This is a genomic window from Bradyrhizobium sp. th-b2 (assembly GCF_000426785.1).
Classification (GTDB): Bacteria; Pseudomonadota; Alphaproteobacteria; order Rhizobiales; family Xanthobacteraceae; genus Bradyrhizobium; species Bradyrhizobium septentrionale.
Window position 1 is genome coordinate 26,092 of record NZ_AUGA01000049.1, and the last position, 11,810, is coordinate 37,901.

12 protein-coding genes, 1 tRNA gene and 1 pseudogene are annotated in these 11,810 nt (G+C 60.4%); 2 read left to right on the forward strand and 12 right to left on the reverse strand.

Annotation, left to right across the window (positions count from 1 at the left end):
* Nucleotides 1-146: 146 nt before the first annotated feature.
* From K359_RS0136970 to K359_RS0137000, 6 genes are all read right to left on the reverse strand, one after another.
* Nucleotides 147-944: a hypothetical protein gene (locus tag K359_RS0136970; protein WP_029083767.1), complete on the reverse strand. Its 798-nt coding sequence runs from the start codon at nucleotides 942-944 to the stop codon at nucleotides 147-149.
* Nucleotides 945-1,425: 481 nt separating this feature from the next.
* Nucleotides 1,426-1,497, reverse strand: a tRNA-Glu gene (locus K359_RS0136975).
* 914 nt (nucleotides 1,498-2,411) lie between these two features.
* The gene (locus K359_RS0136985; RefSeq protein ID WP_029083769.1) at nucleotides 2,412-3,488 is read right to left on the reverse strand and encodes a relaxase/mobilization nuclease domain-containing protein; all 1,077 of its coding nucleotides are present in this window, start codon (nucleotides 3,486-3,488) and stop codon (nucleotides 2,412-2,414) included.
* Complete coding sequence (locus K359_RS0136990) at nucleotides 3,485-4,003, reverse strand: MobC family plasmid mobilization relaxosome protein (protein WP_029083770.1); 519 nt, start codon at nucleotides 4,001-4,003, stop codon at nucleotides 3,485-3,487. The genes K359_RS0136985 and K359_RS0136990 overlap by 4 nt, the downstream gene beginning before the upstream one ends.
* Nucleotides 4,004-4,427: 424 nt before the next feature.
* Entirely contained in the window at nucleotides 4,428-5,405 is a 978-nt protein-coding gene (locus K359_RS0136995) for a ParB/RepB/Spo0J family partition protein (protein WP_029083771.1), read from the reverse strand.
* On the reverse strand, nucleotides 5,395-6,156 hold the full coding sequence (locus tag K359_RS0137000) for a ParA family protein (RefSeq protein WP_029083772.1): 762 nt from the start codon (nucleotides 6,154-6,156) through the stop codon (nucleotides 5,395-5,397). The genes K359_RS0136995 and K359_RS0137000 overlap by 11 nt, the downstream gene beginning before the upstream one ends.
* Nucleotides 6,157-6,628: 472 nt before the next feature.
* On the opposite strand from K359_RS0137000, the gene K359_RS0137010 reads away from it, so the two are divergent.
* Nucleotides 6,629-6,934, forward strand: coding sequence for an HU family DNA-binding protein (locus K359_RS0137010; RefSeq protein WP_029083773.1), 306 nt, complete (start codon nucleotides 6,629-6,631; stop codon nucleotides 6,932-6,934).
* 18 nt (nucleotides 6,935-6,952) lie between these two features.
* Here K359_RS0137010 and K359_RS63590 read toward each other — a convergent pair whose 3' ends face one another.
* The 3 genes and pseudogenes from K359_RS63590 to K359_RS0137030 form a co-directional block, all read right to left on the reverse strand.
* Complete coding sequence (locus K359_RS63590) at nucleotides 6,953-7,096, reverse strand: hypothetical protein (RefSeq protein WP_198031229.1); 144 nt, start codon at nucleotides 7,094-7,096, stop codon at nucleotides 6,953-6,955.
* 62 nt (nucleotides 7,097-7,158) lie between these two features.
* A pseudogene (locus K359_RS54120) lies at nucleotides 7,159-7,474 on the reverse strand (DUF736 domain-containing protein).
* A gap of 659 nt (nucleotides 7,475-8,133) precedes the next feature.
* Nucleotides 8,134-8,316: a hypothetical protein gene (locus tag K359_RS0137030; RefSeq protein WP_029083775.1), complete on the reverse strand. Its 183-nt coding sequence runs from the start codon at nucleotides 8,314-8,316 to the stop codon at nucleotides 8,134-8,136.
* Nucleotides 8,317-8,465: 149 nt separating this feature from the next.
* Between K359_RS0137030 and K359_RS64815 the strand changes: the two genes are divergently transcribed.
* On the forward strand, nucleotides 8,466-8,666 hold the full coding sequence (locus K359_RS64815) for a hypothetical protein (protein WP_084518634.1): 201 nt from the start codon (nucleotides 8,466-8,468) through the stop codon (nucleotides 8,664-8,666).
* 172 nt (nucleotides 8,667-8,838) lie between these two features.
* On the opposite strand, the gene K359_RS0137035 is transcribed toward K359_RS64815, so the two are convergent.
* The 3 genes from K359_RS0137035 to repB all read right to left on the reverse strand — a co-directional run bounded on the left by K359_RS0137035 (nucleotide 8,839) and on the right by repB (nucleotide 11,752).
* On the reverse strand, nucleotides 8,839-9,258 hold the full coding sequence (locus K359_RS0137035) for a hypothetical protein (protein ID WP_029083776.1): 420 nt from the start codon (nucleotides 9,256-9,258) through the stop codon (nucleotides 8,839-8,841).
* A gap of 103 nt (nucleotides 9,259-9,361) precedes the next feature.
* Entirely contained in the window at nucleotides 9,362-10,594 is a 1,233-nt protein-coding gene (repC, locus tag K359_RS0137040; protein WP_029083777.1) for a plasmid replication protein RepC, read from the reverse strand.
* A gap of 159 nt (nucleotides 10,595-10,753) precedes the next feature.
* Entirely contained in the window at nucleotides 10,754-11,752 is a 999-nt protein-coding gene (repB, locus tag K359_RS0137045) for a plasmid partitioning protein RepB (protein ID WP_029083778.1), read from the reverse strand.
* Between the last annotated feature and the right edge of the window lie 58 nt (nucleotides 11,753-11,810).

Genomic DNA, 11,810 nt, shown 5'->3' on the forward strand with positions numbered 1-11,810 from the left:
GCTGGATGCCGGCGAGAGGAAGCACGGAATTCGGTCCCCTCAACGTTCCATAGGCGCCACGAATCTGCGCCAAAGGTACTGGAACGCCTGCTCGTGACTCATCCTCTTCTCGTCCACGCCCGGCTCCGGCCTATGGAAGCCTCCCATCAATGCCGACAGCGCAAGCTCTTGATCGTTGGCCAACGCAATAATTTCGTTCGTCGCATTCCCGGACGTCTGGCCTTCCGCGTACGACATCGTGGTGGCGCAGCCGAGATAAGGCGAAGTGTCAGACCGGTAGCCTTCTCGAACACATCTCCAAAGTCAGGATAGTGCCGAGGCATGTATTCGGTGAAGAGCGCAAGGCCACGCCCGATGGCGGTGCCCATGTGCTGTGCGAGGTTCGTCTCGTCGACGCCCTTCCTGAACGCGCCAATAGCGCGACGCCTCACCGCAACGATATCGTCGTCGACAGTCAGCTTGTCACCGTAAACGCGTCGTGCCCAAATATCGCTGGCGATCAGCGCCGCCATGAAGAAGCGCTCCCTCTGCGAGGCGTTTGCATAGGTGGTCCCGTCTCCGGGGAGATTTTTGCAATGTCTGGAAGCCCACCGCATTAGCTCGCGCAGTTGCCCAGCGAAGAATACGATCGGTAAGCCTGAGCCGGTCGGACGTAACGAAAATGCGTTAATGCGGGCTATCTGTTCGGAACTGCAGATGCTGTCGATCGCCTGCTGCTGCCGAGATTTTACCTCGAAATCGCCGGAACCGGAGACGATGATGTTGAGGCGGGCACACATGAAGAGCGTGTCGTCGCGGCTGAGGACGGAGAGCACCTCGACCAGTGCCTGTTCGCTGGCCTTCACGCCGGGAAAGACTTCCCCGACGGGCAGAAATACGCCGACTTCTTGCGCCGGTGCGTCGCCACTATCGCGGCCGTACAGCGATCCTCCGCCGGATTTCATGATCGAACCTCAAGAGCGGCATACACTGGGTTACTCAGATTATCATCAACCTGAAGGCACCGGAAATCCGGCGGATCTTGGCGGCAACTGGTGATCCTGCATAAGACCGTCGCAGGCTCTTCCTGGAACGAAAGAGACTGCCCCACGCGGATCGGCAGCACGCGCGTTCCTTCGCCGTCACTGATCTCGCGGAGCCGGTCGGTCGCAGGCGCCGTCGAGAGCCGCAGTGCGTTGGAATCGGTTTCCGCCGAACTGCTGAAGGCCCTCTTCCCGATGAAAGGCCGTCAGGCTGCTCGATGTGTTTCCGTATCGGGATTCGCAAGCCAGGAAACCAAAGTCCCGCCCAAATAGCTCTGGAACTGTGATCGACTTCGCGGCTGAATTCTCGCGCCGACAAATATTGGCGAGCGCACGCGCCTTGAATGTGACGAGACACAAACTGGACACCCAGTTCTGCCGGTCCACTAACTGTTTGAATTTATGGCGCTCCCTAGGGGAATCGAACCCCTGTTTCAGCCTTGAGAGGGCTGCGTCCCTATATACCCCTCGGTCAGCCCACCAACCAATACCAAATGCCGTCCAAAACTGGGGGATGGCGACAGTCGCGGCTGCGAAACCACAGACGCCACCCAACGAGGAGGGGCGGCCGCCCGTCGAATTCCTTCCACTGGTTTTGGGCTCGCGATTCCGACCGCGACACATCGCTGCACGTGCACGCCTTCGATTTCCCGTGGAATGAGTGCGCCGGACTACCGCGCGCCTCACGGCGATCGGTTCGCCGATTCCTTGTCTATCTTCCTGAGATGGACAGCAATCCTCTTGCTCTTTGGGCTTCGCCACCCGCTCCACTTCCCATACAGCTTGGACAACCTCCTCGTCGTCCAGGACATCGAGGATTCTATTGCTGGTGACTTCGCAATCCGCTAGCCGGGCTCAAGGGCCCGACAAATAATTGATCAAGAATTGATCTCTTCAACGCGGCGCCGCGGCTTGCTCGGCGTTAAACCTTCGTTTGTTTCAAAGTGGCATCTTGTGGCTCGAACATCTATCGGGAAGAGAAAGCCATTGAGCGACCAAGCTGATCTTGAAAAGAAAGCCATCGGGGCGCTGCGGCAATATCGCAAAGCCCTCGCCACGGTTGAGAGCCAGGAGCAAGCTGAAGCTTCCGCGCAGGGAGCGCTGACGCGGATGCTCCCCGATATTGAACACGCAATCCTCGAAGACGGCGCACCATCAGTCAAAGACAATCTGTTTCAAACTGGCCTGGCGGCAGTCTCGCGATCGAACGAAGCGTGGGACGCCTTGAGCAAGGCCACGACAACATTGGAGGTAGCCCGGCAGGCCCTGGTCGCCCTCGAGCAGCAGCTGGGATATATTCCAGGCGTATCGAACGTGGCGACAAATTCCAGTCCATCCGGCATCGCCCAAATACTGGTTGATCGATTTCAGGCCCAAACCCGCGGTTGGCTACTTGCTGCGTTCGTCGCCTCGCGTGTCGCTGCGCTGGTCGGCATTGACGCCCTGCTCCGCGTCGTGACGCCGGTTATCGGCAAGCTTCGAAAGCTCCCTCTTCAACACGTGTCGGCGGGTTTCGACCGCGGGCATGTCCTTGACGAACTGACGGATCTGTCGCGCGAGCACGCCATCGCGCGCCGTCCCAGAGCGCTGCAGCTCGGCCGCGTAGTCGAGATATCGCTGCCGGATCGCGTCCTGACGTGATCGGATTCGCGCCTCCCAAGGTCGTTTGGTCGTCTTGTCGTTCCTCACCTCGCGGACAACTTCCTCCCGCGCGAGCCGATCTACTTCGGGCGTGATCTTTCGCTTGCGTAAAGCGAGCACCGCCCCGCGATCGGCCTTTCGAACGCGTCCGCGAGTTCGCCGCGGCGTTGCCTCCGCCGCGATCCCGCGAAGCCGGAGTTCGCCAGCAAACCGTTCCCGCCAGGCTTGAAGATCCGCCTTGCGCGGGTTGAGGCGCTTGCCGTCATGCCCGAGGGACCGAACGGTCAAGTGCACGTGGGGATGTTTGTCGTCGAGGTGCTGGACGAAGACGTAGTCGTGATTGTAGCCGAACGTCTCGATGGAAAATGCTCGGGCTGAATCCTTGACTGCGACGGCGTCGGTGCCAGCCGGCATCGACAGGATGATGTTGACCGAAAGCGATGCATCACGCCGGCGCTTGTCGTCGAGACTGGCATCATCCTCCCAGCGTTGCTGCAGATCTTTCAATCCGGAACGACCCGCCAGCGTCGCGCCCTGCTCTGTTTCCGCTTCGAGCTCGCCATTTCGCGTGATGTATGAGAGGTGCGACTTGAGATGCGCCACGCCCTTTGTGCGACCAGTGATCTTGACCATCACCTCTGGCGCTCGGCGCACGATGCGTTCGAGCTTTGTACGCATCGCCGGCGTAAGGCGACTGGGCGCGGCCGGATCGGGGATATCCCACTCGGCCCGCCGTGGGCGCCGATTGGGCGTTTCCCAGACATACGAGATCGGCGGAAGCTCGGAGGCCAGATCGGTCGGCCGAGGCGAGTGGCGTCGGCTCATCGCCGTCCATCCCAATAATCCGCGTTACTGCGCAGCGCATTACGCAATCGCGAGAGCTCTGTTTCAATGACCAATTTGGCCTCTTGAATTGCGGATAGATCCGGCTCAACCGCCCTGCCCTGCAGCACACTGGTGTTTGCGGCACGCACGATCTGGTTGATGTTGGCGCCGATCCGGTTGAGCTCGCGAACGATCGCTCGAAGCGCGTCGTGCTCCTCAGGCGAATGCTGCGCTGGTGATCCCAATCGCGAACGCACCAGCGCAACGATCCAGCCGGTACGCGTCATGCCACGCTGATGTGAGATTTCCGCAAGCTGCCGCATCTCGCTCTCACGAAATCGCACTGTGACCTTTTCCGGTCGTCCGACCGGCAATGCCAAGATGCGCGGCGCCGGCGCCGCTAGTGCATCAGCAATGAGACGCCGCAGCAGCGCGGACTTGCCGCCCTGGGTAGCGGCAAGAACTGAGAACTGCGCCGCGACTTCGTCCGGGACGCGAAGCGAGATCAGAGCCATGCACTCCAATCCAATTCGCGATGTAATACATCGCTGGCGCGAAGCCTATCCTGCACTAGAAAACGCGGATTTCTCCACCCCCTCAATGTTGGTTCAAACCAACGGGGTCGGCTTTCAAAGCTCGGGAGTTGCGGCAGGTGAAATCCGACCCGACCGACGATCGATGCGGAGAATTCCTCTTGGAATGACGCAGCCGCCGCCCCTAATCCTTGCTCTCCACAAACGCTGTGCGCGCAGATCGGCAACATCGGAGCCGAATATGTGGACCGCGGCTTTCCAGCAGCCTCCGGCCTCTCTAAAGCGCAGTGGGGGGCGCGTTCGGCCTCCGGCTGCTGCGCTAACGCGCCATCCTTCGGATGGGAAATCCGCTCCGCCGGCGCACCAACTGTGGCAACTTTTCTGAGGAGGCTGTTTAAGACCAGCTTCATGCAAAAAGGATCTCTTCGATTGTGGTCGATGCTGGAACCTCTTCCGCTTCCTCTGCGCCATCAACCAACAGCACTGCGTGCCGTGAGCCTTGAGATGCGAGTCGATCGACCAGAAGACAGCCCGTGCGATCTTGGTGACGCACTCTGATCGTCAGTGATGGACTCTTTCGCTCGTTCCGATCGACCGAAGTGTTTGAGCGCCTTTCTGCGAGAGCCGTCACGCGGTCTCGCTCGATGGGTCGCAATGCCACTTGCGATGCGATCAGACTTCGTGCGGGCTGAGCTCCAGGGGGCCCGTCCCCATCAGCAGGGGAACCGCGGACCTCGGTGCGAATTTTGCGAGCCAGCTGACGGGCGTGGGCGTCGGTGAAGCTCTCCTGTGCTGCGCATAAAGTCTCGACGGCGTTGGGCTGCTCACGCCAAGCCTGATAGAGTTCATACACAGCACGGATTGATGAGCCGGCAAGCTTCGACCGGAGGAACTCCGGCATGCTCTGAACCGACGCGTAGCGAGACACCCAGTCCCTGGGCTTGCCGAGCTTGCGCGAGATGTCGGCTTGGTTATCACCCCGCTCCAAGCGGTCCGCGATGAATGCCGCAATTTCGGGGGCATTGAGGTCATCGCGCTGGATATTCTCGATCATCTGGACATAACGATCCGCAGAACCAACCGCATGAATGAAAGCCGGGATGTCACGGAGACCAGCGCGCTTAGCAGCACGATACCGCCGCGCACCCATGATGATCACGTACCGGCCTTGCTCCGTTGCTTGCCTCAGCACGATCGGTTGCAGGACGCCATGCTGACGGAATGATTCCGCAAGCTCCTCGAGCTTCTGCTCGTCGAAGCTGCGACGAGGCTGGTCCGAATCTTCGTCAATGCGGTCGATGGCGATGCAGATCGGTTGTCCGATCGGGGCGTCAGCATCTTCCGCGGCGTCGATGAGCTGCTTAAAGCTGAGATCAAGCGCCATGTGCCGGCTCGTCCATTTGCGCGACGATCTTGGCGAGAACCTCGCGGATTTCCCGGCCAGCCTCCTGCGCAGAGCGGCGCTTCAGCTTCCAGACCGGCAGGCGTTCCGCGACCGCCTCAGCGTAGCCGTCCCTCGCAACGATCTGGCCGGGGAACACATATTTGCCAGCCTCGCGCAAGAGTTGCTCAAGATGCGTCCTTTGACGGGGCGATTTCGTGTTGAAGTTCGAAGGCAGCAACCCGAGGAACTTCGTATCTTGGCGGCCATAGCGTCTCTGCACGCCGATCACGGTCTGCATCAGACCTTTGACGCCTTTGATCGAATAGTCCTCAAGATAAATGGGAGCGAGCACATGCGACGCCGCAACCAAACAGCCGACACTGCGCAGTCCAAGTGATGGCGGCGTGTCAATGACGCAGGCGTCGAACTGATCCGACGCGACAGCGAGGTTCTCTTGCAGAGTCGTTATGGCGGCCGCACTGCTGCGATCGAGATCTGTGAGCGAGCTATCGGCCGGCGCGAGCGTTAGGCCTTCGTCTTCCCGAGGTACGACCCGTATCCCCGGCTTGAACAGATCCGCGGCTGACGTTGAACCGGCGTAGTGCCTCAACGTATCCGACGCATTGCTCTGCGCATCAACGTCGATCACGAGAACGCGGAGATCCGCTTCCGCCATGAACCAGGCCAAATGCACCGCAAGCGTCGTCTTGCCGACCCCGCCCTTTTGATTGTTGATGACAATGGTCTTCATCTTAAGGTCCGAAATGGGTCTAACGGCGCGGGCGGCATTTCCTCGCCCAATCAAGTCGTGGCGGATGTTGGTTTGAACCAACAGACGATTGCGAATCCGGTCACCGGAACGATCCCGGAATTCAGCCGGCGAATCCCCTGCCAGAAGAGTCAGGTCATTACATCGCCATCGGGAGGAACAAATTCTGGCAAGCGCGGCTGGGACCGTGCTCGTTGCTGGACCACTGCTGTCGACACGGTCGCGAGAGGATCGTCACGCGAAGACCATGGTGCAGACCTTCGATGGTCGTGCGGAGGCGATCGAAGCATTCGTACGCATGGAGCGCGCCAAGCGGAGGCGCGGTTACGCTGTCGCGGTCGAAAAAATAGTCTGACAATTTTTCGGGGATTACGGCTCTGCCTGATGCCGGCTCTATCTGTTCCACGGCCTTGGTGTCAGACGAGCAAAATCGAAACAAGACGGAGCTCGTCCCATGACAACTGCCAATGAAATCGCCTACAAGATCGCAGCCGAGAACGATCTCACAAAGGCTCTGGCGAAAACCATCGTCGATAGCGTGTTCAAGGCGATCACTGATGCGGCGGTAAGCGGAGCCGAGACCAGCCTTCCTGGGTTCGGCAAGTTCAAGGTCAAGGATAGTCCCGCTCGTGAGGGCCGCAATCCATCGACCGGCGCAACGATTGCGATCGCAGCTTCCAGGAAGCTGACGTTTACACCTGCCAAAGCCATGAAAGATGTTCTGAACGGAGGAGCGGCCCCTAACGACGGTGCGTCGTAAGACGCAAGTCGAGGGGGCTTATGCCCCCTCCCCGGCTGCAAGCGCTTCGTCGCGTTGGCGGATGAGTTCGGCTAGCTCGAGCTCGAGCATCTTGCGCTCCGCCGACGTGAATACGCAGTCGCGCAGCTCGGCTCGCAATTCTTCAATGATGTCGATGGTCATGATCGCATCTCCGGTCGAAGGGAAGCAGGCTCCGCCTTGCGGCGGAGCCCACTGACTGAGCTTCAGTCCCGGTTCGGCCGAGACCAGATCAGTTGGAGACCTTCCGCACCTTCGACCTCGGTCAGGGTGGCGTAGATCGGAGCGGGGAAGCTCGGATCGTCCAGCTTGACGGAGAGGTAGTCGCGCTCGGTGTTCCTGGCGGTCTTCTGCCAGGCAGCACCCAGCTCGACGTTGCCTGAGTAGATGCGGAAGTGGGGTCCCTTGTCGGAAGGGTTCTCGACGCGGATCAGCTTGGCCTTGACGTTGAGGTTGAGGTTGAGCGTCTTGATCGCGCCGGAGAAGCCGTTGCCCGTGGAGGTGTGTGCCGATGGTGGCCATTGTCTCATTCCCTTTGTTTTCTCGGGCCGCGCCTATCGCGTCCTCGATGGCGGTCGTGAGACCGGAGGCGATCGACCTGCACCCAAAGGGCCGAAATGAAATGGAGGGCGGCCGGCAGCGACTTTCTTGGACCGCGAGGAATGGCGCGCAGCGCCAGGGGAAGAAAGTCGAGGACGGGCGTTGCAGGGACAAGATCGAGAGCCCGCAAAGCGGGATCGCCCTTCGGTCAGACCAGCCTTTATCGAGGACGCAGATGGGTGCGCCCGTCGCGAAAACACATGGAATGAAGACAGGCGGCCCTATCGGCCATTCGGGTCTCAACGCAACGGGCGTCGCAGCGAACGTAGTTCACCTCAGCAGGCCACCTAAGCGCCGCATCATCCCTTTCAAAGGAAGCTGTCGCTTTCAGCAACATCGGCGCACCTGTCGAAGTGGCCATCCCAAGATCGATAGCGAGGCTGCCGACGTTCTCGCCATGCGGCTGCAAGCCCGTCCTAGCGTCGCTGGACTTGCCGGCCGCCGAGTCCGGGACGATTTCGCCGGCACGCGCGTCGAACGCAGCTAGGAAGTGCGGGATGCGACTCCACAGCGTTGGAGAGGGTTGAGAGCACACTCGGCCTCCGCAGCAACCCAGCTGCCGGTCCGATTTCTGTTGGACGCTACTTGGCCGGCGGCCGCAGCGGGCTTTCCGCCCACTTCCGGGCGGCGGGATCGCGCAGCGGATCGTCCTCGCAGACCAGGCAGACGTAGCGCGGCTGGCCCGGCGCGACGTCGTCGGGCACAGCCGTCATCGGCTTCCCGCACTTCGGGCACAGCTTCCGGCTCAGGTAGAGCGGAGTCATGGTTTTTCCCTGCCGGGGCCAGCTTAGTTCCCGGTGCGCCGCGAGCACAAGTAGATCGCCGAAACTTGTCCGTATGCACCAGACGCGCTTGACGTGGAGCGCGTCCAGCATTGAAATCCGGCTTTCAGGTATGTTGCGGGGGTGGCGTCGTGGAAGAATTTTACAGGAGCTTCGCGCAGCGGGCGCGCGATCTAGCCGAGAACGCGGACCCATTCACCAAGCGGCGGCTACTCGACCTAGCCCAGCGATACGATCTCAAGAGCAGACCAGGAGCCCCGGGCGGTCGGACCCTCCCGCCGCCGCGCGCGACGCCACCGACGGCGCTGTTTTCTGGCTCCGGCGAAGCTTAAGACTAGTCGGAGCGCGGCACGGTCGTCGGTTTCCTATGTTTTCATCGACCGCGACGAGTGTTCGCCTGACCGTCCTGACCGGACCGGGTGTAGGCCGTCTGCGGTCGCGGTGCTCGGCGTTAGTACAAGCTGGCCCTACAGCACTGAACCGCGCTGACCGCGACGCGAGGAGTCATCGCCTACGCCGCGCGATCTCGTCAGCGACCATGCCCTCCGCCCGGGCCAGCCGCTCATGCAAGGTCTCGAACATATCGAGGATCTCTTCATTGGGTTCATTCTTGCCCTGTTCGATGGCTTCGGCGACGAGCTCATCGAGAGGGGTCTCCTCCAATTGGCCTTTCTCCAAGAGCTCTTCAAACAGACTGTCGCTCCTCGGCTGCGGTTGGATGCGACCGTCGGAGTCGCACCAGACTGTGAATGTCTGTTGTCTCAGAACGGCGTGCTCGACCATCTTCGCATCCAACGGAATCAGCGTCCCCCAGGCCTCGCCCGCCTCGTCCGCGAACCCTGCCACGTACATCCGCTGCTCCGCGGCGCCTTCATCACGAGGCTGGAAGAACGGCATGAGGATGATTGGAGGGTGTTTTGCCATGACGATTCTCCGAACGCTTTGCGTCGACCCGGCGCAGCAGCCGGATTAGCGCGGGTAATTTGATCACACGAAAAAGGCAACCTGGGTACGGCGCCTCATCGCCTTACGCCCGCTGCTTATCTCGCCGGCGAGAATTGATCTGCGCCATCAGGATCGGGCCAAGCGAAAATTCGCCGACCTCGGCTTTTCGCGTCAGGCCGCGCAGATAACCGCCGGCAGAATTGATCGCCGTCCCGCGCTGCAGGATACACGCGACGACAATGGCTGCGGGGACCTCGCCCATAACCTTTTGAGCCTCCTCCCAGGCGCTCGGGCTGATGCCTAGCATCGATCGCACAACGGTGGCGGTAGCGAGGAAATCGCGCCAGTTCGAAACCCCACCCTTCGCATAATCGACGATGTCAGGACACGCACTCAGGACCATTCCTAACGGATACGCCCCCTCCCCGACTTGCGAGGGTTGAGGTTTTGGTTCAGCTCCCGCCGCCCTGCCTTCTCGAAGGACAGGTTCAAGTTCAATAGGGGCGTCTGGTTTTGAATTCTGTATGTGGCGCTCAGAATGGGACTCATTGGCGCTCGGATTCTTGGATTTGATGTGTGCTTCCAAAAGATTGAACACGTCGTCGGCAAGCTGAGATAACTCGTCGGCGATCGGCTCGAGCTGCTGGCGCGTGGCCGTGCGCGGAATTTGATCGACGATCGCGCGGAAGGCGGCGTGCACGACCTGCCAATCGGCCGGCCCCTGCCCTCCCCTTCGCGTCGGGACGGCTTCCTCGATGCCAGTTGCAATCATCTTCGCGATGTCGCGCCGGCACAGCGTGATGCGTTCTCGTACGAGCTTGAGTGCGCGGGCCTCGGCTTCGATATCGGCCGCCAGGCGCTCAAACTCCTCCGATCGCACGACCAGCGGCGACAGATCGAAACCGAAGGCGAGCTCGATTTCGCCGGCGTTGTCCTTTCGCGCATACCGCTTGCCATTCGGACTGTCGCGCCGAACGATCAGCCCCGCGTCGACCAGCACAGCGAGGTGACGACGAAGCGTCGATGCCGGCATGCCGTGCGCCCGCCGGGTGAGTTGATGGTTTGACGGAAAAACAATCAGATCGCCCTCCCCGGTGAGCGCCGTCTCCGGATGGAAGGTCAGCAGCGCGTTTAGTACCGAGAGCGAGCGCTCCGACACACCAAGGCGCGGCCGCGCCGTGCAGATGGCGTGGAAGATCTTCCACTTGTGCACGATCTTTTCGGGAGGACGTTCCGTTGCGACCATTTGGCTTGCCACGTGGGCAAGCGTCAGTGATCGCCGCCCAAAGGGCGTCGTTGATAGGCGCGGTTCCATGTTTTTCACCCTTGCTTAGGGCAAAAGAAATCCGCTCGCCGAAAAGACAGGCGTCAAGAACTCTTGACTGTGATTCGCGGAAGTGAGATTCTCAGAGTTGCCAGACTACAGAGAAGGGCTTCCGGGACGTCGTTTCGGGGGCCTTTTTCTTTTGCTCGTCTAATCTCCTGTTTTGTTGGCCTCTCGGAAGTCTCGATAGATCGACTCCAGGTTGTTCAAAATCCAAGCGCCGAGCTGAGGGCCGTCTTTGGCCGCGAGCGCCAGTGTGTAAGATTTTCCGCTGCTCTTTCCCGTGACCTTGACGGTCTGATCAGGCGGTGACCAGGTCGAAGATTGTGCGGCCTTTCCCTTCGTCTGTCGTCTTCGCTGCCCCTGCAAAAAGCTCAAGAGCGTGTTGAAGCGGTCGTCTGATTGCGTATTGGCGAACTTCTCGCTGGCAATAAACGCCACAGCCTTCTCGGCGTTTGTCGGCGTCTGCACGATTTTCTTCAGTTCTTCCCAACGATCGCGGCCGACGCCCTTTGCCGCACCGACGGCTTCGAGGACGACATTTGGGACCAGCTCGGCCACCGACAGCATGCGGGACAGCAACGTGTCATCGATCGCCAATGCGGCTTTGACCGTGTCCTTGTTGTAGGCGAGCTCAACCAAGTTTTTCGCGAAGCGCGCCCTCTCGATGAAAGACAAGTTAGAGCGCGCTGCATTCTCCTGCCCCTGCGCAACGATGGCGGTCGTGTCGTCCATCGGTTTGACGACAGCTTTGACCTGTAGGCCGAGCTCGCGCGCGGCCTTCAGCCGCCGGCGACCGAATACGACGATGTAGCGCCCGCCACTTACTGGATGAGGCCTAACGAGGATCGGGGTGTCTTGGCCAGAAGCCCTGATCAGGTCCCGCAACGCTGGATACTCATCGTCATCCTCCTGGATCCTATCAAGGACTGGGGACTGATCGATCAACGCGGGATCGAGACTAATGATCGTTTCTCCGTCCATGATCCGCTGAGATGCCTCGACGATTTCGTCCAGCGACCGCCTCATGGCGCCAGACGCGCCACGCATCGCGTAGTCGGCACGGGCCGATGTCGCCGCCGGAGGAACGTCTGGATTCCTTTGGACTGCATCCGCGCCGGAAATGGTCCCGAGCAAGTTTTTCCGCATTAGCGCTTCCCCCAGCTACGATCTAAATAGCTGATTGGATTGGAGGAAATCAGTGTCT

What these genes read in the sequence shown, in the direction of transcription:
- K359_RS0136970 (WP_029083767.1), bottom strand. Translation starts at nt 944, where the DNA reads ATGAAATCCGGCGGAGGATCGCTGTACGGCCGCGATAGTGGCGACGCA.
- K359_RS0136985 (WP_029083769.1), bottom strand. Translation starts at nt 3,488, where the DNA reads ATGAGCCGACGCCACTCGCCTCGGCCGACCGATCTGGCCTCCGAGCTT.
- K359_RS0136990 (WP_029083770.1), bottom strand. Translation starts at nt 4,003, where the DNA reads ATGGCTCTGATCTCGCTTCGCGTCCCGGACGAAGTCGCGGCGCAGTTC.
- K359_RS0136995 (WP_029083771.1), bottom strand. Translation starts at nt 5,405, where the DNA reads ATGGCGCTTGATCTCAGCTTTAAGCAGCTCATCGACGCCGCGGAAGAT.
- K359_RS0137000 (WP_029083772.1), bottom strand. Translation starts at nt 6,156, where the DNA reads ATGAAGACCATTGTCATCAACAATCAAAAGGGCGGGGTCGGCAAGACG.
- K359_RS0137010 (WP_029083773.1), top strand. Translation starts at nt 6,629, where the DNA reads ATGACAACTGCCAATGAAATCGCCTACAAGATCGCAGCCGAGAACGAT.
- K359_RS63590 (WP_198031229.1), bottom strand. Translation starts at nt 7,096, where the DNA reads ATGACCATCGACATCATTGAAGAATTGCGAGCCGAGCTGCGCGACTGC.
- K359_RS0137030 (WP_029083775.1), bottom strand. Translation starts at nt 8,316, where the DNA reads ATGACTCCGCTCTACCTGAGCCGGAAGCTGTGCCCGAAGTGCGGGAAG.
- K359_RS0137035 (WP_029083776.1), bottom strand. Translation starts at nt 9,258, where the DNA reads ATGGCAAAACACCCTCCAATCATCCTCATGCCGTTCTTCCAGCCTCGT.
- repC (WP_029083777.1), bottom strand. Translation starts at nt 10,594, where the DNA reads ATGGAACCGCGCCTATCAACGACGCCCTTTGGGCGGCGATCACTGACG.
- repB (WP_029083778.1), bottom strand. Translation starts at nt 11,752, where the DNA reads ATGCGGAAAAACTTGCTCGGGACCATTTCCGGCGCGGATGCAGTCCAA.